Origin of the sequence: Arenimonas sp. MALMAid1274 (assembly GCF_049195245.1) — a bacterium.
Taxonomy (GTDB): domain Bacteria; phylum Pseudomonadota; class Gammaproteobacteria; order Xanthomonadales; family Xanthomonadaceae; genus Arenimonas.
This window is the reverse complement of the sequence record NZ_JBMIRR010000027.1, coordinates 1,085,743-1,106,449: the sequence shown is the minus strand read 5'-3', so window position 1 is coordinate 1,106,449 and position 20,707 is coordinate 1,085,743. Positions and strand designations below refer to the sequence as shown.

At 68.7% G+C, this 20,707-nt stretch carries 21 protein-coding genes; 6 read left to right on the top strand and 15 right to left on the bottom strand.

Annotated elements, in window-relative coordinates:
- Nucleotides 1–110 precede the first annotated feature (110 nt).
- The 9 genes from ACOQFR_RS13765 to purB form a co-directional block, all read right to left on the bottom strand.
- A complete protein-coding gene (locus ACOQFR_RS13765; protein ID WP_421382834.1) occupies nucleotides 111–479 on the bottom strand; it encodes a response regulator in 369 nt (122 codons plus the stop codon).
- A 61-nt stretch (nucleotides 480–540) separates the two neighbouring features.
- On the bottom strand, nucleotides 541–1,536 hold the full coding sequence (locus ACOQFR_RS13760) for an oxidoreductase (RefSeq protein WP_421382832.1): 996 nt from the start codon (nucleotides 1,534–1,536) through the stop codon (nucleotides 541–543).
- On the bottom strand, nucleotides 1,533–1,982 hold the full coding sequence (locus ACOQFR_RS13755) for a hypothetical protein (RefSeq protein WP_421382830.1): 450 nt from the start codon (nucleotides 1,980–1,982) through the stop codon (nucleotides 1,533–1,535). Before ACOQFR_RS13755 ends, ACOQFR_RS13760 begins: the two co-directional genes overlap by 4 nt.
- Nucleotides 1,983–1,984: 2 nt before the next feature.
- A complete protein-coding gene (gene lpdA, locus ACOQFR_RS13750) occupies nucleotides 1,985–3,409 on the bottom strand; it encodes a dihydrolipoyl dehydrogenase (RefSeq protein WP_421382828.1) in 1,425 nt (474 codons plus the stop codon).
- 2 nt (nucleotides 3,410–3,411) lie between these two features.
- Nucleotides 3,412–4,599 (bottom strand): dihydrolipoyllysine-residue succinyltransferase, encoded by a 1,188-nt coding sequence (sucB, locus tag ACOQFR_RS13745; RefSeq protein WP_421382826.1) that lies wholly within the window; start codon nucleotides 4,597–4,599, stop codon nucleotides 3,412–3,414.
- A gap of 28 nt (nucleotides 4,600–4,627) precedes the next feature.
- Nucleotides 4,628–7,453, bottom strand: coding sequence for a 2-oxoglutarate dehydrogenase E1 component (locus ACOQFR_RS13740; RefSeq protein ID WP_421382824.1), 2,826 nt, complete (start codon nucleotides 7,451–7,453; stop codon nucleotides 4,628–4,630).
- Between the two features lie 195 nt (nucleotides 7,454–7,648).
- Nucleotides 7,649–8,608 (bottom strand): GNAT family N-acetyltransferase, encoded by a 960-nt coding sequence (locus ACOQFR_RS13735; protein WP_421382822.1) that lies wholly within the window; start codon nucleotides 8,606–8,608, stop codon nucleotides 7,649–7,651.
- An 11-nt stretch (nucleotides 8,609–8,619) separates the two neighbouring features.
- On the bottom strand, nucleotides 8,620–9,810 hold the full coding sequence (locus ACOQFR_RS13730; RefSeq protein WP_421382820.1) for a JmjC domain-containing protein: 1,191 nt from the start codon (nucleotides 9,808–9,810) through the stop codon (nucleotides 8,620–8,622).
- Between the two features lie 106 nt (nucleotides 9,811–9,916).
- The gene (gene purB / locus ACOQFR_RS13725; RefSeq protein WP_421383310.1) at nucleotides 9,917–11,284 is read right to left on the bottom strand and encodes an adenylosuccinate lyase; all 1,368 of its coding nucleotides are present in this window, start codon (nucleotides 11,282–11,284) and stop codon (nucleotides 9,917–9,919) included.
- Between the two features lie 117 nt (nucleotides 11,285–11,401).
- On the opposite strand from purB, the gene ACOQFR_RS13720 reads away from it, so the two are divergent.
- Nucleotides 11,402–12,808 (top strand): class II fumarate hydratase, encoded by a 1,407-nt coding sequence (locus ACOQFR_RS13720; protein ID WP_421382818.1) that lies wholly within the window; start codon nucleotides 11,402–11,404, stop codon nucleotides 12,806–12,808.
- Between the two features lie 52 nt (nucleotides 12,809–12,860).
- On the opposite strand, the gene ACOQFR_RS13715 is transcribed toward ACOQFR_RS13720, so the two are convergent.
- The 5 genes from ACOQFR_RS13715 to ACOQFR_RS13695 all read right to left on the bottom strand — a co-directional run bounded on the left by ACOQFR_RS13715 (nucleotide 12,861) and on the right by ACOQFR_RS13695 (nucleotide 15,988).
- Nucleotides 12,861–13,439: a hypothetical protein gene (locus ACOQFR_RS13715; RefSeq protein ID WP_421382816.1), complete on the bottom strand. Its 579-nt coding sequence runs from the start codon at nucleotides 13,437–13,439 to the stop codon at nucleotides 12,861–12,863.
- Nucleotides 13,440–13,502: 63 nt separating this feature from the next.
- Nucleotides 13,503–14,495 (bottom strand): hypothetical protein, encoded by a 993-nt coding sequence (locus tag ACOQFR_RS13710; protein ID WP_421382814.1) that lies wholly within the window; start codon nucleotides 14,493–14,495, stop codon nucleotides 13,503–13,505.
- Nucleotides 14,492–15,349, bottom strand: coding sequence for an ABC transporter ATP-binding protein (locus tag ACOQFR_RS13705; RefSeq protein ID WP_421382812.1), 858 nt, complete (start codon nucleotides 15,347–15,349; stop codon nucleotides 14,492–14,494). Before ACOQFR_RS13705 ends, ACOQFR_RS13710 begins: the two co-directional genes overlap by 4 nt.
- Complete coding sequence (locus tag ACOQFR_RS13700; RefSeq protein ID WP_421382810.1) at nucleotides 15,349–15,714, bottom strand: GntR family transcriptional regulator; 366 nt, start codon at nucleotides 15,712–15,714, stop codon at nucleotides 15,349–15,351. Before ACOQFR_RS13700 ends, ACOQFR_RS13705 begins: the two co-directional genes overlap by 1 nt.
- A 1-nt stretch (nucleotide 15,715) precedes the next feature.
- Nucleotides 15,716–15,988: a hypothetical protein gene (locus ACOQFR_RS13695; RefSeq protein ID WP_421382808.1), complete on the bottom strand. Its 273-nt coding sequence runs from the start codon at nucleotides 15,986–15,988 to the stop codon at nucleotides 15,716–15,718.
- Nucleotides 15,989–16,129: 141 nt separating this feature from the next.
- Between ACOQFR_RS13695 and ACOQFR_RS13690 the strand changes: the two genes are divergently transcribed.
- Nucleotides 16,130–16,702, top strand: a complete 573-nt coding sequence (locus ACOQFR_RS13690; protein ID WP_421382807.1) for a glutathione peroxidase — start codon at nucleotides 16,130–16,132, stop codon at nucleotides 16,700–16,702.
- A 55-nt stretch (nucleotides 16,703–16,757) separates the two neighbouring features.
- Here ACOQFR_RS13690 and ACOQFR_RS13685 read toward each other — a convergent pair whose 3' ends face one another.
- On the bottom strand, nucleotides 16,758–17,258 hold the full coding sequence (locus tag ACOQFR_RS13685; RefSeq protein ID WP_421382805.1) for a nuclear transport factor 2 family protein: 501 nt from the start codon (nucleotides 17,256–17,258) through the stop codon (nucleotides 16,758–16,760).
- A gap of 162 nt (nucleotides 17,259–17,420) precedes the next feature.
- On the opposite strand from ACOQFR_RS13685, the gene ACOQFR_RS13680 reads away from it, so the two are divergent.
- The 4 genes from ACOQFR_RS13680 to ACOQFR_RS13665 all read left to right on the top strand — a co-directional run bounded on the left by ACOQFR_RS13680 (nucleotide 17,421) and on the right by ACOQFR_RS13665 (nucleotide 20,705).
- Nucleotides 17,421–18,233: an FKBP-type peptidyl-prolyl cis-trans isomerase gene (locus ACOQFR_RS13680; RefSeq protein ID WP_421382803.1), complete on the top strand. Its 813-nt coding sequence runs from the start codon at nucleotides 17,421–17,423 to the stop codon at nucleotides 18,231–18,233.
- Between the two features lie 84 nt (nucleotides 18,234–18,317).
- Nucleotides 18,318–19,673, top strand: coding sequence for a UDP-glucose dehydrogenase family protein (locus tag ACOQFR_RS13675; RefSeq protein WP_421382801.1), 1,356 nt, complete (start codon nucleotides 18,318–18,320; stop codon nucleotides 19,671–19,673).
- The gene (locus ACOQFR_RS13670) at nucleotides 19,670–19,897 is read left to right on the top strand and encodes a SlyX family protein (RefSeq protein WP_421382799.1); all 228 of its coding nucleotides are present in this window, start codon (nucleotides 19,670–19,672) and stop codon (nucleotides 19,895–19,897) included. Before ACOQFR_RS13675 ends, ACOQFR_RS13670 begins: the two co-directional genes overlap by 4 nt.
- A 16-nt stretch (nucleotides 19,898–19,913) precedes the next feature.
- The gene (locus tag ACOQFR_RS13665) at nucleotides 19,914–20,705 is read left to right on the top strand and encodes a DUF2058 family protein (RefSeq protein WP_421382798.1); all 792 of its coding nucleotides are present in this window, start codon (nucleotides 19,914–19,916) and stop codon (nucleotides 20,703–20,705) included.
- The last annotated feature ends 2 nt before the right edge of the window (nucleotides 20,706–20,707 follow it).

The window sequence follows — 20,707 nt, the reverse complement described above, 5'->3', positions numbered from 1 at the left end:
GGAAAGGGTCCCTCGCGGGACCCTTTCTACTTTTCTGATCCTGCTTCTGGATCCGCGATCATCCGCGTAAATCCGTGGCAAAAAAGCCTTTACGAAATCGCGGGAAGCGATCAGCCCGCCGAGAGCAGGCCGTTGATGACTTCGATCAGCTGGTTTTCGTTGAAGGGCTTGGTGATGTAGGCCTTCGCGCCCTGGCGCATGCCCCAGACCTTGTCGGTCTCCTGGTCCTTGGTGGTGACCAGCACGATGGGGATGTGCGAGGTGGTGGCTTCCTTGGAGATCGCGCGCGTGGCCTGGAAGCCGTTGAGGTTGGGCATCACCACGTCCATCAGGATCAGGTCGGGCTTCTGCGCCTTGGCCATGTCCACGCCGGCGGCGCCGTCTTCGGCGGTGAGGGCCTCGTGCCCCAGCTTCTCAACAATGCGCTTCATACCCATGAGCTGGGACGGGGAATCATCGACGATCAGGATGCGTGCCATGAATGGGCCTCCAACAGGTAGGTGATTGTATGCCGGGGGGGCGGTCAGGGCGCAACCGGGGTCAGTACCGGACAACCGTTCGTCCGAAAGATGCCCCGGCCATCATGGCAGGGAATACCTCGGGCAGGCAGTCGAGCGTGGTTTCGCGGGTGCAGATGGTGTCCAGGTGGGCGGGCTTCCAGGGGCCGGCAAGCCGCTCCCAGACCTGCTCGCGCTGGGCGCGGGCGGTGCCGGCCGAGGCGATGCCCAGCAGGGACACGCCGCGGATGATGAAGGGCATCACCGTGGTGGCGAGGCCCGGGCCGCCGGCCAGGCCGCAGCTGGCAATGTTGCCGTAGGGCTGGATCACTCGGGTCAGCGCGGCCAGGGCCGGATCGCCGACGTTGTCGATGGCGCCGGCCCAGCGGGCGTTTTCCAGCGGGCGCCGCGCCGCGTCCAGCGTGTCGCGCGGGAAGACCTCTCGGGCGCCCAGGGCACGCAGGAAATCGGCCTGGTCGGCCTTGCCGGAGATCGCATGGGCCTCGTAGCCCGCGCGGGTCAGCAGGTCCAGGGCCAGCATGCCCACGCCGCCGGTGGCGCCGGTGACGACCACCGGGCCCTGGTCGGGCGACTGGCCGTTGTGCTCCATGCGCAGTAGCGACAGGCCGGCGGTGAAGCCGGCGGTGCCCAGCACCATGGCCTCGCGCAGCGACAGGCCGGCGGGCAGGGGAATCGTCCAGTCGGCTTCCAGCCTGACGTACTCGGAGTAGCCGCCGTCGCGCGTTTCCGACAGGCCACTGCCGGTGCACAGCACCGCGTCGCCTTCCTTGAAGCGCGGATCGCTGGACGCGACCACGTGGCCCGCGAGATCGATGCCGCCCACCAGGCTGGGCTTGCGCAGGATCTTGCCCTGGCCGGTGCCCGCCAGCGCATCCTTGAAGTTGACGCTGGAATAGGCCGCCTTGACCACCACCTCGCCGGGCGTCAGGTCGTCGAGCGTGATCGTCTCGATGCCGGCGCGGTGGCCGCCCTCGGTGTGGATGCGGAAGGCGCGAAATGCCGCAGCCGGGGCGCTCACGGTGCGTCGCATCCCTGCTGGGTCATCGGCGTGGCCACGCTGTCCATCAGCTGGAAGCCCGGCACGGTGCGCGATTCCTGCGCGCAGTGGTACATGTCCATGACGACGATGCGTTCGGCTTCCCCGCGGCACTGCACGCGGTAGCCGTCCATCATCTTGCCGTAGCCGCTCAGGCCGACAGATCCCGTGCGCGAAAACTCCGGCGCCAAACCGTCCTTGCAGCGCAGGCGCGCCAGGTAGTCGCGCTGACCGGCCGGGCCCACGGCCCGGACCGGATTTTCTTCCGTGCCCAGTGGGGCATCGGTCGCCAGCGGCGGGCGGGAGGCGGGCACCGGCGTGAGGAAGGAAGCCAGGTCAGCTTCCTCCTGCGCGGACACGTCGCCGCCCTGGGTTGCGCATCCCGCCAGCAGGGCGAGCGACAGCGCCGACGCCACGGCCGCGCGCATGCTCAGTTCGCCTTGTGGATGGCGCGCTTGTCGACCGCCATGGCGGCGTCGTGGATGGCTTCCGACAGGGTCGGATGCGCATGGCAGATGCGCGCCAGGTCCTCGGCCGAACCGTGGAATTCCATCGCCAGCACGCCTTCGTGCACCAGCTCGGACACGCCCACGCCCACCAGGTGCATGCCCAGGATGCGGTCGGTCTCCTCGTGCGCGATCACCTTGACGAAGCCAGCGGGCTCGCCCATCGCCACGGCGCGGGCGATGGCGGCGAACGGGAAGCTGCCGGTCTTGTAGGGGACGCCCTCGGCCTTGAGCTGCTGCTCGGTCTTGCCGACCCAGGCGATTTCCGGCTCGGTGTAGATGACCCAGGGCACGGTGTCGAGATTGACGTGGCCCGGCAGGCCCGCGATCAGTTCGGCCACCGCGATGCCTTCCTCGAAGCCCTTGTGCGCCAGCATCGGGCCGCGCACGCAGTCGCCGACCGCCCAGATGCCCTCGACGCCGGTGAAGCAGTGTTCGTCCACTTCGATCTGGCCGCGGTCGGTAAGCTTCACGCCGGTGCCTTCGGCCAGCAGGCCCTTGGACGCGGCCTTGCGGCCCACCGACACCAGCAGCTTGTCGACCACCAGCTCGGCGTCGGCCTTGCCGTCGTTGTAGGTCAGGTGCACGCCATCCTTCTTCACCTCGGCCTTGCTGACCTTGGCACCGAGCTTGATGTCCAGGCCCTGCTTCTTGAATTCCTTCAGCGCAACCTTGGCCACTTCGGCGTCCGCCGCGGCCAGGAAATCGGGCATGGCTTCGAGGATGGTGACCTCGGCGCCCAGGCGCTTCCACACGCTGCCCAGCTCCAGGCCAATCACGCCGGCGCCGATCACGCCCAGGCGCTTGGGCACTTCGGTGAAATCGAGCGCGCCGACGTTGTCGACGACGTGCGTGCCGTCGAATTTCGCGAACGGCAGCTCGATCGAATCCGAGCCTGCGGCGATGACGACGTGCTTGCCGACCAGCTCCACTTCCGTGCCGTCGTGCTGCTTCACCTTCACCGTCTTGTTCGGATGCAGGGTGCCGAAGCCGTAGTAAGGCGTGATCTTGTTCGCCTTGAACAGCATCGCGATGCCGCCGGTGAACTGCTTGACGATCTTGTCCTTGCGGCCGACCATCGTGGCCACGTCGATGCTTGCGTCCTTGGCCGTGATGCCGTGCTCGGCGAACAGGTGCTGCATGTTCCAGTACTGGCGCGAGGAATCGAGCAGGGCCTTGGAGGGCACGCAGCCCACCCGCAGGCAGGTGCCGCCCAGCGCAGGCTTGCCGTCCTTGCCCAGCGCGGCGTCGATGCAGGCGACTTTCATGCCCAGCTGCGCAGCGCGGATGGCGGCGTGGTAGCCGGCAGGGCCGGCGCCGATGACGACGACGTCGTAGTTGTCGGCCATGGTCAGAGCCCCAGCAGCATGCGGTGCGGGTTTTCCAGCTGGTTCTTGATGTCCACCAGGAACAGCACCGCGTCCTTGCCGTCGATGATCCGATGGTCGTACGACAGCGCGATGTACATCATTGGCGCGATCACCACCTGGCCGTTCTCGGCGATCGGGCGCTCCTTGATGGCGTGCATGCCCAGGATGGCCGACTGCGGCGGATTGACGATCGGGGTGGACATCAGCGAGCCGAAGGTGCCGCCGTTGGTGATGGTGAAGGTGCCGCCCTGCAGGTCCTCGAGCTTCAGGCCGCCCTCGCGGGCCGCCTTGGCGTAGCCGGCGATCGAGCCCTCGATGTCGGCGAAGGACATGTTCTCGACGTTGCGCAGCACCGGGGTCACCAGACCCTTGTCGGTAGCCACGGCGATCGAGATATCCGCGTAGCCGTGGTAGATCACGTCGGTGCCGTCGACCGAGGAATTGACCACAGGATACTTCTGCAGCGCATTGGCCGCGGCCTTGGCGAAGAAGCTCATGAAGCCCAGCTTGATGCCGTGCGACTTCTCGAAGCCTTCGCCCAGCTCCTTGCGCATGGCCATCACCTTGGACAGGTTGACCTCGTTGAACGAGGTCAGCATGGCGATGGAGTTCTTGGACTGCATCATGCGCTCGGCGATGCGCTGGCGGATGCGGGTCATCGGCACGCGCTGCTCGGGACGGGCGCCGCCGCCGACCTTGATGTGGTTGACCACGTCTTCCTTGGTCACGCGGCCACCGCGGCCGGTGCCGGCGACGTCAGCCGGGTTCACGTCGTTGCGCGCGGCGTGGGCCGCGGCACCGGGCGGCAGCTCGGAGGCGCCGGACTTGGCGGCGGCGGGCGCGGCGGCCTTGGCCGGTTCGGCCTTCGCCGGGGCGTCGGCCTTGGCAGCGGCCGCGGGCGCGGCCTTCGCCGGCTCGGCGGCGGCCACGGCGCCTTCCTCGATGATCGCGATCACCTGCTGGCTGGTGACGGTGTCACCCTCCTTGAACTTGAGCTCCTTGAGCACGCCGTCGACCGGGGAGGGCACTTCCAGCACCACCTTGTCGGTTTCCAGGTCGAGCAGGTTCTCGTCGCGGCGCACGCTGTCGCCGGCCTTCTTGTGCCAGGTGGCGATGGTGGCGTCGGAAACGGATTCCGGGAGGACCGGGACTTTGACTTCGATGCTCATGGACGAGGTCCTGTGGCTTGGAATGGGGTTATTCGGCGGTGTGCGTGTTCGGCGCGTTGACGAGGGCATCCTCGATCAGGCGGGCGTGCTCTTCGTTGTGCGTGTTGGCGTGGCCGGCGGCCGGCGAGGCCGAGCGCGAACGCCCGGCGTAGCTCAGCGACTGGCCCTTGCCCAGGCAATGGTCCAGGTGGTGCCGGATCTGGTACCAGGCGCCCTGGTTCATCGGCTCTTCCTGGCACCACACCACTTCCTTGGCGGCGCCCAGGCGCTTGAGCTCGGCGGCCAGCTCGGGACGCGGGAACGGATACAGCTGCTCCACGCGGACCAAGGCCACGTCGGTGATCTTCCTGGTCTCCGCGGCTTCCAGCAGGTCGTAATAGACCTTGCCACCGCAGACCACCACGCGCTTCACCTTCTTGGCATCGCGCGCGACGGTGTCGGGGATGAGCGTCTGGAACCCGCCGCCGCTGAGCTCGTCCAGGCTGGACACCGACAGCTTGTTGCGCAGCATGGACTTGGGCGTCATCACCACCAGCGGCTTGCGGGTGGGGCGCAGCATCTGCCGGCGCAGCATGTGGAACATCTGCGCGGGCGTGGTCGGGGTGCAGACCTGGATGTTGTCCAGCGCGCACAGCTGCAGGAAGCGCTCCAGTCGCGCCGAGCTGTGCTCGGGGCCCTGGCCCTCGTAGCCGTGCGGCAGGAACAGCACCAGGCCGCAGAGGCGGTCCCACTTGGATTCACCCGAGGTGATGAACTGGTCGATCACCACCTGGGCGCCGTTGGCGAAGTCGCCGAACTGGCCTTCCCAGATGTTGAGCGTGCCCGGCTCGGCGGTGGAATAACCGTATTCGAAGGCCATCACCGCTTCCTCGCTCAGCAGCGAGTCGATGATCATCACGTGTTCGGGATTGGCCGCCAGCTGGCGCAGCGGCAGGGTGGCCTCGCCCTTGACCTGGTCGTGCAGCACCGCGTGGCGATGGAAGAAGGTGCCGCGGCCCGCGTCCTGGCCCACCAGGCGCAGCTTGTAGCCTTCGGCGAGCAGGCTGGCGTAGGCCAGGTTCTCGGCGAAGCCCCAGTCCATGGCCAGCTCGCCGGCCTTCATCTTCAGGCGATCTTCGTAGATCTTGGCCACGCGCGGGTGCAGCGTCAGCGTCGGCGGCAGGGTGTTGATGGACGTCGCCAGCGCATCGAGCGCGGGACGGGCCACCTTCGTGTCCACCGGGTCCGAGAGCTTGCCCTTGAGCCAGGGTGTCCAGTCGACCGCGAACGGGTCGGGGCCGACCTTGGCCAGTTCGGTGGTGACGTCGCCCTTGTCGAGGCGGTCGCGGTAGGAGTCCACCAGGGCCTTGGCGCCGGCGGCATCGAGCACGCCATCGGCGGCCAGGCGCTCGGCGTACAGCTCGCGGGTGGTCTTGCGGGCGCGGATGTTCTTGTACATCAGCGGCTGGGTCGCGGCCGGCTCGTCGGCCTCGTTGTGGCCGTGGCGGCGGTAGCAGACCAGGTCGATCACCACGTCGCGCTGGAACTGCTTGCGGAAGTCGAAGGCCAGCTGGGCGCAGAAGGCCACGGCATCGGGGTCGTCGCCGTTCACGTGCAGCACGGGCGCGCCGATGATCTTGGCCGGGTCGGTGCAGTAGAAGGTGGAGCGGGCGTCGTCCTGGCGGCTGATGGTGAAGCCGACCTGGTTGTTGATGACGATGTGCACCGTGCCGCCGACCGCGAAGCCGCGCGCCTGCGACATCTGGAACAGCTCCATCACCACGCCCTGGCCCGCGAACGCCGCGTCGCCGTGGATCAGCACCGGCAGCACCTGCTGGCGCTTGCCGTCCTCGCGGCGCATCTGGCGCGCGCGCACCGAGCCGGCGACCACTGGATCGACGATTTCCAGGTGCGAGGGATTGAAGGCCAGCGCCAGGTGCACCGGGCCGCCGGGCGTGGCGACGTCGGAGGAATAACCCATGTGGTACTTCACGTCGCCCGAGTGCGCGGGGTCGTCGTTGTGCTCGAACTGGCCTCGGAATTCGTTGAACAGCTTGTGCGGCGGCTTGCCCATCGTGTTGATGAGCACGTTGAGGCGGCCGCGGTGGGCCATGCCGATCACCACGTCCTTGACGCCGTCGCTGCCGCCGCGGCGGATCAGGGTGTCCATCAGCGGGATCAGCGAATCGCCACCTTCCAGCGAGAACCGCTTCTGGCCGACGAAGGCGGTGTGCAGGTAGCGCTCCAGGCCTTCGGCGGCGGTGAGCCGCTCGAGCAGCCGCTGGCGCTCCTGCGCCTGGAACCCGTACTTGCCGGCCGCGCCCTCCAGCTTCTGCTGCATCCAGCGGCGCTGGGTGGCGTCGGAAATGTGCATGAACTCGGCGCCGATGCTGCCCGAGTACGAAGCGCGCAGCTTGGCCAGCAGGTCGCGCAGCTTGAGCTTGCCCTCGGCGAACCAGGTGTCCACCGTGAATTCCTGGTCCAGGTCGGACGGGGACAGGCCGTGGAAGGGCAGGTCCAGGTCCGGGGCTTCCTGCTTGGCCATCATGCCCAGCGGATCCAGGTCGGCGGCCAGGTGGCCGCGCGAGCGGTAGGCGGTGACCAGCTTGCCCACGGCGGCCTGCTTGCGCGCGGCCTCGTCGTCCATCGCCACGGGCGAGGCGCCATTGCGGGCGGCAGCCTGCACCCGGGCCATCACGGCCGAGTGCGGCACGTCACCGGCTTCGCGGCCCTTGAAGCCGTCGAAGTAGGTTTTCCAGGTCGGCGAGACGCTGTCCGGATCGACCAGGTACTGCTCGTACAGGTCTTCGATGAAGGCGGCGTTGCCGCCGGCAAGTTGCGAGGTCTGCTTGAACTGCTTGATCAGACTATCCACGACCCTGGCCTGGCCCGCACAAGTAGCGGGTAAGTGATTGATGGAATGGGATGTCGGCTGCGCTCCGGCGGGCGGAGGCAAGGCCCGGGATTATAGCCGGCGACGCCGGCCTTTAGAACCCGAAGCGGCCCGCGGCGGGGTGCCGGGGCCTTCGACCATGGTCGCGGTTCAGTGCCCCGGGCCGGGTGGCCCGGGTCAGATGCCGAGGATGCGAAGCTCGGTGCAGGGGCGCGAACGCTCCCAGACGCGGCCGAAATGTTCCTCCAGCTGGCGCGCACGGGCCGGCTGGGCCGGGCTCCAGTCGCCCTCGAAGCGGCTGCCGAGCAGCCGGAACAGGTAGCCGTCGCGGTCGTTGGCCAGGAAGGCGGAAGGATACTGCTGGTCCACCGGGTCGGTGGGCATGCGGAACTGGAACACGGTACTCATGCGCTGGGCCAGGCCCAGCAGCGGGTGCCCGACCGCCTGCGCGGTGCCCGGTTCCTGCAGCAGCACCTGCACCACGCCGCCGCGGCCGGCGATGGCGAACTGCTTGAGCGCCTCGAGCACGGCCGGCTGCGCGTACAGCGCCGGCTCCAGGTCGCGGCTGTAGATCCACAGCTCGCGCCGGGCCGACTGAATCAGGGCCAGGGTGGCTTCGGTGGCGGCGGCCAGGCCCTCGAACTCGCGCAGGGGCACCGACGGACCGCGCGGCTGGCCGCCATCGCGCTGCGGGCGCGGCAGCGGCTCCAGCGTGCGCTGCATGGCCTGGTGCTCGATGCCGGCTTCCATGAAGCGCTCGCCGTAGGGCGCAAAGCCGTGGCGGGCGTAGAAACGTTCGGCGCTCACCTGTGCGTTGAGCCGCAGCTCGGTCCAGCCCAGCTCGCGCGCCTGCTGCATCAGGGCCAGCAGCAGCGCGTCGCCCACGCCCTTGCCGCGCCACTCGGGCAGCACGGCCATGCGGCCGATCTTGCGTTCGGGCGTCAGCCGCCCGGTACCGATGGGCTGGTTGTGGCGGTCGCGTGCGATCACGTGCCGGCACTGCGGGTCGAGGTCGTCCCATTCCTCCTCGATCGGCACCTTCTGCTCGAGCACGAACACGGTTTCGCGCACCTGCCGCAGCTGCTGGAAATCGGCGCGGTAGTCGGCGGGTTCTACGCGGAAGTCACTTTCGATCATGGGGGGCGGGCTCAGCGGCGGCGGGCGGGTTTTTCCAGATGGTAATGGCCCTGGGCGAGCAGCGCGTGCAGCGCCGTGCGGCCGGCCTCGTCCAGGCGGGCCAGCGCGTCGCCGTCGATGTCGTCAGCGCCGGCCAACAGCCGCGCCGAGGCCACCGGCATCGGCCAGGACAGGCCGTTGGCATGCAGCCGCGCCGCGCGTCCTTCGCGCGCCCAGGCGTGCCGGGCGTGGGGATGACGCAGCAGCCGGCCGCCACGGGCCAAGGTGTCGGCCACCGTAGCCACCGAGGGCACGCGCACCGGCGGCGCCAGGCTGCCCGCGGCGCGGTACTGGGTGATGAATCGCCCGAACCACGTCCGCAGCGCGGCCTCGTCCAGGGACTGCAGGCCCGCGACCGCCGCGCGCACGCGGTTGAAGGCCGCCTCGTCGATTTCGTGCGGATCGGCGGGCAGGGCCAGGTCGGGATCGGCGTAGCGCGCTTCCTCGGGCAGCGCGGCGGCCAGCTCCTCGGCCAGGTCCAGCATCAGCTCGGCCTGCGAGGGCGCGCGCATGCCGACCGAGAAGGTGAGGCAGGCATCCTCGGCCACGCCGTGGTGCGGCACGCCGGGCGGCAGGTACAGCATATCGCCGGGTGCCAGCACCCAGTCGTGGTCGGGCTCGAACTCGCGCAGCAGCTTGAGCTCGACGTCGTCCCGGAACGCGGTCGGCGCGCCAGGCCGCGAGTCGATCTGCCAGCGGCGGTGGCCGTGGGCCTGCAGCAGGAACACGTCGTACTGGTCCACGTGCGCGCCGACCGAACCGCCGGGCACGGCGAAGCTGACCATCACGTCGTCCAGCCGCCACGAGGGCAGGAACCGGAACGCCGCCAGCAGCGCGCGGATGTCCATGTCCCACTTGTCCACGTCCTGCACCAGCAGGGTCCAGTCCTTCTTCGGCAGCCGGGGGAAGGAGTCTTCGCTGAAGGGGCCGTTGCGCAGCTCCCAGCGGTCGCGCTTGCGGTCATGCAGCACCACCCGCGCCAGCGCCGCCTCCTCGCAGGCCAGCCCGGCCAGGTCCTCGGGCGTGATCGGCGACACGAAGCCCGGAAAGGCCTGCCGCACCAGCAGCGGCCGCTTCTGCCAGTAGTCGCGCAGGAACACCTCGGGGCGCATGCCCAGCGGCGGTGCCCCGGCCCCATTCACTTCGATCGCGAGTTGTTTCATTTTTTTTGCCACGGATTTACGCGGATGACCGCGGATAAAGCGAGGAGTAATGAAAGCTTAAGTTTCTGATCCGCGCTTATCCGCGTAAATCCGTGGCCAAACGCTTTCACACATCCTTGGCGAGGAATTCCGCGAGGCCGGTGTAGTTGGCGGGGGTCAGGGCGAGCAGGCGGGTCTTGGCATCGGCGGGCAGGTCCAGGCCCTGGATGAAGGCGCGCATGGACTCGGCGGTGATGCCCTGGCCGCGGGTGAGGGCCTTGAGCTGCTCGTAGGGGTTGGGCAGGCCGTGGCGGCGCATCACGGTCTGCACCGGTTCGGCCAGCACTTCCCAGGCCGCGTCGAGGTCGGCGGCCAGGCGCTCGGGATTGACGCTGAGCTTGCCCAAGCCGCGCTGCAGCGCGTCCAGCGCCACCAGGCTGTGGCCGAAGGCCGTGCCCAGCGCGCGCAGCACCGTGGAGTCGGTCAGGTCGCGCTGCCAGCGGCTGATCGGCAGCTTCTCGGAGAAGTGGCCCAGCAGGGCATTGGCCAGGCCGAAGTTGCCTTCGGCATTTTCGAAGTCGATCGGGTTGACCTTGTGCGGCATGGTCGAACTGCCCACTTCACCGGCCTTCACCGCCTGCTTGAAATAGCCCAGCGAGATGTAGCCCCAGATGTCGCGGCACAGGTCCACCAGGATGGTGTTGATGCGGCGCTGTGCGTCGCAGAGCTCGGCGATGCCGTCGTGCGGTTCGATCTGGGTGGTGTAGGCATTGAAGTCCAGGCCCAGGGATTCGACGAAGCGCTGCGCCAATGCCGGCCAGTCCACGTCGGGATAGGCCACCCCATGCGCGTTGTAGTTGCCCACGGCGCCGTTGATCTTGCCGGGGAACTCGATGCCGTGCATCACCGCCACCTGGCGCTGCAGTCGCGCCACCACGTTGGCCAGCTCCTTGCCCACCGTGGTCGGCGAGGCGGTCTGGCCGTGGGTGCGCGACAGCATCGGCAGCCCGGCGTGCTCATGGGCCATCGACTGCAGCGTTTCGACCACGGCCCAGGTGCGCGGTGCCAGCACGGTGGTGTAGGCCTCGTGCAGCATCAGCGCGTAGCTGAGGTTGTTGATGTCCTCGCTGGTGCAGGCGAAGTGCACGAACTCCAGCGCCGGGCCCAGCTCGGCATCGTCCCGGAGCCGCTCCTTGATGAAATATTCCACGGCCTTGACGTCGTGGTTGGTGGTGCGCTCGATCGCCTTCACGCGCGCCGCATCGTCCACCGAGAAGTCCGACACCAGGCCCCTGAGGCGGGTGATCGCGTCGGGCGAGAAGGGCGGCAGCTCGACCAGGTGGGATTCGCTGGCCAGGGCCAGCAGCCATTCCACTTCCACCCGCACCCGGGCGCGGATCAGTCCGTACTCGGAGAAAATCGGCCGCAGCGCCTCCACCTTGGCGGCATACCTCCCGTCCAGCGGGGAAAGGGCAGTCAGGGCGGCGTCGGACATCGGGGTTCCCGGCAGGTCGGTCAAGACGCCCATTCTAACCGCTCCGGTCGCGGCACTCCGCGTTCACCGCCGCGGCCGGGGCGGTATGCTCGGGGCCAGTCCGCAGGGAGTTCCGAGATGGCCGGCAAGACCCGCACCGAACACGACAGCCTGGGCACGCTGCAGGTGCCGGCCGAGGCGCTGTACGGCGCCCAGACCCAGCGCGCGGTGCAGAACTTCCCGATCTCCGGCCTGCGCATGCCGCGCGAATTCCTGCGCGCGCTGGGCCTGGTCAAGGCCGCGGCCGCCGAGGCCAATGCCAGCCTGGGCCACCTGCCCAAGGGCGTGGCCGCGCGCGTGCGCGCCGCGGCCCTGCAGGTCGCCGCCGGCGAGTTCGACGACCAGTTCCCGGTGGACGTCTTCCAGACCGGGTCGGGCACCTCCAGCAACATGAATGCCAACGAGGTGATCGCCCGCCTGGCCTCGCGCGGTGCCCGGGGCGCCGTGCATCCCAACGACCACGTCAACATGGGCCAGAGTTCCAACGACGTCATCCCCACCGCCCTGCAGGTGGCGGCGGTACTGGCCTGTCGCGAGCAGCTGCTGCCGGCGGTGCGCCACCTTCGCACCACGGTGGACCGCCGTGCGCGGGGCCTGGGCAAGGTGGTCAAGACCGGGCGCACGCACCTGATGGACGCCATGCCCCTGACCCTGGCCCAGGAATTGGGCACCTGGTCGGCGCAGCTGGCCTCGGCGGAGGAGCGCATCGGGGACAGCCTGGTGCGCCTGCGCCGGCTGCCGATCGGCGGCACCGCGGTCGGCACCGGCATCAATGCCGACCCGCGCTTCGGCAAGCGCGTGGCGGTGTCCCTGCGCCGGCTGTCGGGCACGACTTTCAGCCAGGCCCGCAACCTGTTCGAGGGCATCGCCAGCCAGGACGGCTCGGTGGAGCTGTCCGGCCAGCTCAACGTGCTGGCCGTGGCGCTGATGAAGATCGGCAACGACCTGCGCTGGATGAACTCAGGCCCGCTCGCCGGCCTGGGCGAGATCGAACTGCCGGCGCTGCAGCCGGGCAGCTCGATCATGCCGGGCAAGGTCAACCCCGTGGTGCCCGAGGCCCTGTGCATGGCCTGCGCGCAGGTGATGGGCAACCACGCCACGGTCACCATTGCCGGTGCCAGCGGCAATTTCCAGCTCAACGTGATGCTGCCGGTGATCGCGCACAACCTGCTGCAGTCGATCCAGCTGCTGGGCAATGGTGCGCGCCTGCTCGCCGATGCCGCGATCCAGGGGTTCACGGTGCGTCAGTCGCGGTTGCGCGAGGCGCTGGACCGCAATCCGATCCTGGTGACGGCGCTCAACCCCGTGATCGGCTACGAGAAGGCCGCCGCCATCGCCAAGCAGGCCTATCGCGAAGGGCGCCCGGTTCTCGATGTGGCGCGCGACGTGACCGGCCTGCCGGAAAAGACCCTGCGCCGACTGCTGGAACCGGCCGCCCTGGCCAAGGGCGGCATCCACGGCAAGCCCGGCGGCGGCGCGGGCTGATGCGCGCCTGATTCCTCAGGCTGCGGTCGGGTCAACGGGATCGGCGCCGCACTCAGCGCCGGTCGATGTCGGCGCGGCAGTCGGTGATGTCGGATTCGTCCATGTCGGCGTAAGGCGCGAAGGCCGGGATCGCGGCCTTGGCCGCTTCCTGCGACGCATGCAGGCCGGGTAGCAGATCGCACAGCCGGCGGGCCGAGGCGCGCACGCGTTCGGCTTCGGCCTCGATCCGCGCCTCGCCTTCCTTGGTGTCGCCGCCCAGGGCGCCCTTGGCGGCTTCCTTCAGCGCCGAGCCGGCCAGGGCCGCGCCCTGCAGGCCGACCTCGCTGCCGGCGTCGGCCACGGTGGCCAGCTGGGTGCGGTAGCGCAGCAGCAGGGCCTGCTGGCTGGCATCGAGCGGCTGCTTCTTGCCCCCGATGAAGAACTCGCCCTGCGGCGAGATCTCGGCGCGGGGCAGGTCTGCCTTCCCGCCGCCGACCTGAAGGTTCTGGGTGGTCAGCTCTTCGCGCACTTCATCGCGGATGCTGTCGGCGATGCTGCGATCTTCGCCGGTTCCGGCGTCGTCCTGGCGGCAGGCGCCGAGGGCGAGGGTGGCGGTGAGCAAAAGCAGCGACAGGTGACGGGGACTTGGCATGCGGTTCTCCGAATCTTCCACGAAAAAACGGGAGGCCCCTGCGGGCCTCCCGTCGTGCAGACATCAACCCTCGTCGCGGGCCCGGCGGAAGTAAACTGCGCCGGCGATCATCGCGGCGCCGGCCGCGGCGCCCACCCAGAGGTCGAGGGTGGCAAAGGCGCCCCAGGCGTTCTGCGCCGAGAACAGGGCCACGATGTCGGCGGGGCCGTCGGGGTTCCAGTTCTGCATGGCCGGGTCATTGGCGCCGCGGTAGACCAGGTCCATGCCCGGCACCGTGCCCAGCAGGATGCGGCCGACCACGTGCTGCCAGAACCATCCGGCCTTCATGCCGAACATTTCCATCACGTCGAACCAGCTGACCAGCAGGCCGGCGAACAGCGGCACCAGCAGGGCCCAGAGGAAGGGCTTGCCCTTGGCCCAGGCCGACACCAGCATCAGCCAGCCCACGGTGGGCAGGGCCCAGAACGCATAGACGGGCAGGGCGGCGATCAGGCTGAAGGCGATGGTGAGCGGACTGGCCGGGCCCCAGATCAGGTCGAACGCGTTGCCACCATGGAACATCGCATAGATGCTCAGCAGCACCAGGAAGCCCAGCGACGTCACGATGGCCGCCAGCGTGGCGATCAGCGGGGCCAGCACCAGCGCGCTGGCCAGCTTGGACAGCACCGTCTGCGTGTCCGACAGCGGCAGCGACTTCCAGAACAGGATGCTGCGGTCCTTGCGCTCGTCGAACAGCGAGCCCAGGCAGTAGAAGAACACCACGAAAGCCAGCACCAGGAAGGGCCAGGAGCCCGCGAGCAGGGTGCCCAGGTCGAGGCCGCCGGCCATCTCCAGGCGCTCCTGGGCGCTGAGGTTCTGGGTCAGGTCGCTGAGCCGGACACCGTTCATCATCAGGCCGCTGCCTTCGCCCTCGGAAGAGCGGCGCACCGATTCACCGGCGATGATGGCCAGCGTCGAAAGCAGCAGGAAGATCGCGCCGGTGATGATCGGCGCCCACAGGAAACCGCCGCGGTGCTCCCAGTACTCGCGCTTGAGCAGCCATTTGAAAGTGTTCATGCGTAGGTCCCCTTCATGGTGGCGACGAACAGGTCGGCGATGCCGGGATTGCGGGTTTCACCGAAGTTCGCCAGCTGGCTGCGCGGCACGCCGTCGAACAGCATCACGGCCTTGCCGAACACCTGGCGCTCGTCGATCGGCTTGAGCGCACGGGCGGCCTCGGCCTTGTCGGCCGGCACCATCACTTCGGTGAAGCGTTCGCCCACCTCGTCCATGGTGGCCGACAGCACGATGCGGCCGTCGCGGATGAACATCAGGTCGGTGAGGATGTGTTCGATCTCCTCGACCTGGTGGGTGGTGACCACGATGGTCTTCTGCTCGTCGAAATAGTCTTCCAGCAGGTTCTGGTAGAACTGCTTGCGGTACAGGATGTCCAGGCCCAGCGTGGGCTCGTCCAGCACCAGCAGCTTGGCGTCGATGGCCATCACCAGGGCCAGGTGCAGCTGCACGATCATGCCCTTGGACATTTCCTTGACCCGCATGTTCGGGGTCAGCTTGGTGTGGGCGATGTAGGCCTGGGCCTTCTTGCGGTCGAAGCGCGGGTGCACGCCGGCCACGAAGTCCACCGCGTCCTTCACCTTGAGCCAGCGCGGCAGCACGGCCACGTCGGCGATGAAGCACACGTCCTGCATCAGCGCGTCGCGCTCGGTGCGCGGGTTCTTGCCCAGCACCTTGAGCTCGCCCTCGAAGGGCACCAGGCCCAGCGCGGCCTTGAGCGTGGTGGTCTTGCCTGAGCCGTTGGGGCCAATCAGGCCGACGATGCGTCCGGCCGGGATGTCGAAGGTGACGCCGTTGACGGCGGGCTTCTTGCCGTAGGACTTGCTCAGGTTGCGGGCGGAGATCACGGCGCTCATCACTTCTTCTCCTTGTCGGCGCTGCGCACCAGGCGGTCCATGTCCAGGCCCAGGCGCTGGATGCGCTCGACCACCAGCGGCCACTCTTCCTTGAGGAAGCGCTCGCGCTCGGATGCCAACAGCTTCTCCCGCGCCCCGTCGGTCACGTACATGCCAAGTCCCCTTCGTTTTTCCACGAGTTCTTCGTCCGCCAGCTCCTGGTAGGCGCGGGAGACGGTGATCGGATTGAGCTGGTACTCGGCGGCGATCTGGCGCACCGAGGGCAGCGCCTCGCCCGGCTGCAGCACGCCGTCGAGCATCATCGCCACCACTTTGTCCTTCAGCTGCCGGTAGATCGGCGCGCTGTCGTTCCAGGCGATATTCATCTCAGGACTCCTGGCGCGGCAGCAGGGCCGCAAAGGACACGTAGGGCAGGGCCAGGTGGCGCTTGAGGGCGCCACGGCGGGCCGGGCGCGAGGCGCTGGCTTCGTCGTCGGAGGCCTGGGCCAGCTGGGGCGTGGCATCGACCTGGACCAGCGCCGGCGGCGGGATCTCGACCGGCAGGGACGACCGGGGCGCTTCGCCCAGGCCGAACCCGACCACGACGAAACCCAGCGCCACGGCCAGTCCGATCAGGTTGGTCTTGAACTTGGGGTACATACCGCCTCCCGTCTTGGTGAGGTAATGGATAGGTGTTGTAGGTAACTATAACACTAGGAAAAGGCCTGTCAACACCCCGTGCACACTTTTCGGACCAAACTGATGGCATAGGCCCACTTCCGGGCCGGGGAGCGGTCGGACATGAAAAGCTGGACCTCATGGGTGGTGGCGGGCCTGCTGGCGGCGACGCCGGCGCTGGCGGCGCAGGGCCTGCTGGAGCGCGAGTACCGGCCACTCGCCGGCAAGGAGAAGGTGAACCTGCAGGCCAGCTACGGCGGCCAGGTGCTGCTGGTGGTGAACACGGCCAGCAAGTGCGGCTTCACGCCGCAGTACGAGGGCCTGGAAGCGATGCACGCGAAGTACAAGGATCGCGGCTTCGCGGTGCTGGGTTTCCCGTCCAACGATTTCATGGGCCAGGAGCCGGGCAGCGAAGAAGAGATCCAGGAATTCTGCACGCTGACCTATGGCGTGAAGTTCCCGATGTTCGAGAAGGTGCAGGTGCGCGGCACCGGCGCCACGCCGCTGTACCGCGACCTGGCCGCGGCCACCGGCGAAGAGCCGGGCTGGAATTTCCACAAGTACCTGCTCGATCGCAACGGCAAGGTGGTGGCCAGCTTCGGCAGCCGCACCAAGCCCGATGATCCGAAGCTGGTGGCCGAGATCGAAAAGCTGCTGGCCGCGCCGGTTCCGGCCAAGCCGGCGCCGAAGGCCTGAGCGCAGGGGAATCGCTGCGGATCGGTACGGCAGGTGGCCGTATCGATCCGCGCGGTCAGAGCCGGCGCTTGATCGCCGAGATCGCCGTTCCCAGCAGCGGGATGTGCTGGAACAGGCCGTCGGCCGCGTTCCAGTAGTCTTGGTGGTAGACCACCCGACCATCGGCATCGAACCGCAGGTGGCTCATGCCCACCGTCCACGTATCCACGCCACGCTTGAAGCGCTTGAAGCGGATCATCATCGTCCAGCGCACCAGGTGTTCGTCGTGCGCGGTGCGCGTCACTTCCTGGATCTCCACGCGGCAGGACTCGACCGCTTCGGCGCTGTCCTTGAGGTAATGCGCCAGCGCCTCGCGGCCGCGCACCACCTTCAGGGTGTCGTTGAAATACACGTCCTCGGCATAGGTCTGCGGCAGCAAGCTGCTCACCCGGTCCGGGGCGAAGCTGGAGAAGAACTGGCCGAAGGTGGCCAGGGCGCGCTTCTCCTCGGCGCTGCCGGCGGCCGGGGGCTGGGGATGGCGGCCGCGCAGGGCCTCGAGCTCTTTCAGGGTGTCCATGCCCGGTATTCCAGCCGGCCGGGCGTGTGGGTGGCATGACCAGAGCCCGGCCCGGGGCTGCCTGAACCGCCCCGACCCGCCGTCATTGCCGTGAAGGCCTGCCGCCGCGACAATAGCCGCCGACGCGCCGATCCGGCCCGCCCCCTCAGGAGTCCTCCCGCAATGAATTCCGCCCTGCGTTTCGCCGCGCCGCTGGTCCTGGCCAGCCTGGTGCTCTCCCTCGCTGCCTGCAAGCCCGAAGACAAGGACGGCAAGGCCGACGCCAAGACCGACGTCGCGGCCGACACCGCCGCCAAGACCGATGCCGACAACGCGCCCCTGGTCGAGGGCATCAAGGGCCTGGACACCGAGCGCGCCCAGGTCAGCTACATGATCGGCATGGACATGGCCAAGTCGCTGACTCCGGTGAAGGACCAGATCGACGTGGACGTGCTGGCCGAGGCCATGGCGGCCGTGTTCGCCGGCGAGACCCCGAAGATCAACGAAGAGCAGTCGGTGCAGATCCAGCAGGCCTTCACCGCGAAGATGCAGGCCAAGCAGGCCGCCGAGGCCGAGGCCGAAGCCAAGCGCATGGCCGAGCAGGGCGAGAAGAACAAGACCGAAGGCCCGGCCTTCCTGGCCGAGAACAAGGGCAAGCCGGGCGTGCAGACCACCGCCAGCGGCCTGCAGTACCAGGTCGTGCGCGCCGGCAACGGCCCCAAGCCGTCCAAGGACGACGTGGTGAAGGTGCAGTACCGCGGCACCCTGCTCGACGGCACCGAGTTCGACAGCTCCTACGCCCGCAACCAGCCGGCCGAGTTCGGCCTCAACCAGGTCATCCCGGGCTGGTCCGAGGGCGTGGCCCTGATGCCGGTCGGCAGCAAGTACACCTTCTGGATCCCGGCCGAGCTGGGCTACGGCGAAAGCGGCGGCGGCCCGATCCCGCCCAACGCCACCCTGAAGTTCGAAGTCGAGCTGATCGAAATCGTCAAGTAAGCCGCGCGCGGGCGGCCGGGATTCCGGCCGCCCCACGCCCGTCATCCCGGCGGGCCCGCCGCCGGACAGCGGCACGGAGTGAGCATGCGAGTCACCGTATTTGGCACCGGCTACGTGGGCCTGGTCACCGGCACCTGCCTGGCCGAAGTGGGCAACCACGTGGTCTGCGTGGATATCGACCGCGCCAAGGTCGAGGGCCTGAACCAGGGCGTCATCCCGATCTACGAGCCCGGCCTGGAAGACATGGTGCTGGCCAACCATGCGGCCGGCCGCCTGCAGTTCAGCACCGACGCGCCCGCCGCCATCGCCCATGGCGAAATCCTGTTCATCGCGGTCGGCACGCCTCCGGACGAGGACGGCAGCGCCGACCTGCAGTACGTCCTGGCCGTGGCCCGCAGCATCGGCCAGCACCTGTCCCGCCCGGCCGTGGTGGTGAACAAGTCCACCGTGCCGGTAGGCACCGCCGACAAGGTGCGCGCCGCGATCGCGGAGCAGCTGTCGGCCCGCGGCGTGGACATCGCCTTCGAGGTGGTTTCCAACCCCGAATTCCTGAAGGAGGGCGCGGCGGTCAATGACTGCATGCGCCCCGACCGCATCGTCATCGGCTCGCGCAGCACGCACGCGATCGAGCAGATGAAGCGCCTGTACGCGCCCTTCAACCGCAACCACGAGCGCTTCGTGGTGATGGACGAGCGTTCGGCCGAACTGACCAAGTACGCCGCCAACGCAATGCTGGCGACCAAGATCAGCTTCATGAACGAGATGGCCAACATCGCCGAGCGTGTCGGCGCCGACATCGAGATGGTTCGCCACGGCATCGGCTCGGATCCGCGCATCGGCTACAGCTTCATCTATCCCGGCGCCGGCTACGGTGGCTCGTGTTTCCCCAAGGACGTGCAGGCCCTGGGCCGCATCGCCGGCCAGCACCAGTACCGTGCCGGCCTGCTGGAAGCGGTGGAAGCGGTAAACCACGCGCAGAAGCACAAGCTGTTCGAACTGGTGCAGCGCCACTTCGGCAACGACCTCTCGGGGCGTACGTTCGCGGTCTGGGGCCTGGCCTTCAAGCCCAACACCGACGACATGCGCGAAGCGCCCAGCCGCACCCTGCTGGCCCAGCTCTGGGATGCCGGTGCCCGCGTGCAGGCGCATGACCCGGAGGCGATGGACGAGGCTGCGCGCGTGTTCGGCGAGCGTGCCGACCTTCGCCTCTGCGCCACGCCCCAGGCCGCCCTGCAGGGCGCCGACGCACTGATCGTGGTGACCGAGTGGAAGGCATTCTGGAGCCCGGACTTCGGTGTGCTGGAACAGGCACTGGCCGGCAAGGTGGTGTTCGACGGCCGCAACATCTACGAGCCCGCGGCCGTGGAATCCGCAGGCCTGGCCTACTACGGCATCGGCCGCGGCCGCAGCCTGTTGCCTGCGCCGGCCGACGCACGATGAGCGCGGGCACGGACCCCGCGCTGGAAGCGCGTCTGGCGGAACTGGAAACCCGCCAGGCCTTCCAGGAACACACGCTGACCGAGCTCAGCGACGCGCTGGCCGAGGCCCGCGCCGAGATCACCCGCAATACTCTTTCGCTGCAGCGCGCGCTGACCGACCTCAAGCAGCTGCGCACCCTGCTGTACGCGGATCCCGGCGCCGAACCCCCGCCGCCGCACTACTGAATCCAAGGCCGCACCGATGAGCAATTCGCTCCGTGAAAAACTGATGGGCCTGGGCTTCAAGGCGCCCGAGCCCGAACGCAAGCCCGAACGCGCCGAGCGCGCGCCCGGTGGCGGAAAGTCGGGTGAGGCGCGCGAACCGCGCAGCGACCGCGGGCCCAGGCCTCCCGGTTCGCCGCGTCGCGATGGGCGCCCGTCCGGCAAGCCGGGCGAAGCGCGTCGTGATGGCCGGCCAGGCAAGCCCGGCGAACCGCGCCGCGACGGCCGCCCCGCGCCCGCAGGCAAGCCCGGCGAACCCCGCCGCGATGGCCGCCCGCCGCACGCCGGCAAGCCCGGCGAAGCGCGCGCCCCCGGTGCGCGCCGCCCGGCCAGGCCGCGCAGCCAGGAAGAGATGGACCTGGCCAAGGCCTACGCCATCCGCGCGCAGAAGGAAAAGGAAGAACGCATCGAGGCCGAACGCCTGCGCCAGGAAGAGGCGCGTGTGCGCCGCGAGGCCAAGGCCCGCCTGGCCGAGCTGGTGAAGGACCAGGGCCTCAACGATCCTGCTGCCGACATCGCCCGCCACTTTCCCTACGGCGGCAAGATCAAGCGCATCCACGTCAATGCCGACCAGCTGCGCCAGCTCAATGCCGGCGAACTGGGCGTGCTGCAGCTCGACGGCCGCTACCTGCTGGTCACCGCAGCGCTGCTGGCGCAGGCCGAGGCGATCTTCGCCCCGGCGGTGGCGCTGCGCGTGGATCCGGACGCGGCGCCGGGCGAGGATCCCTATGCCGACCCGCAGTACCAGGTGCCCGACGACCTGGTCTGGTGAGA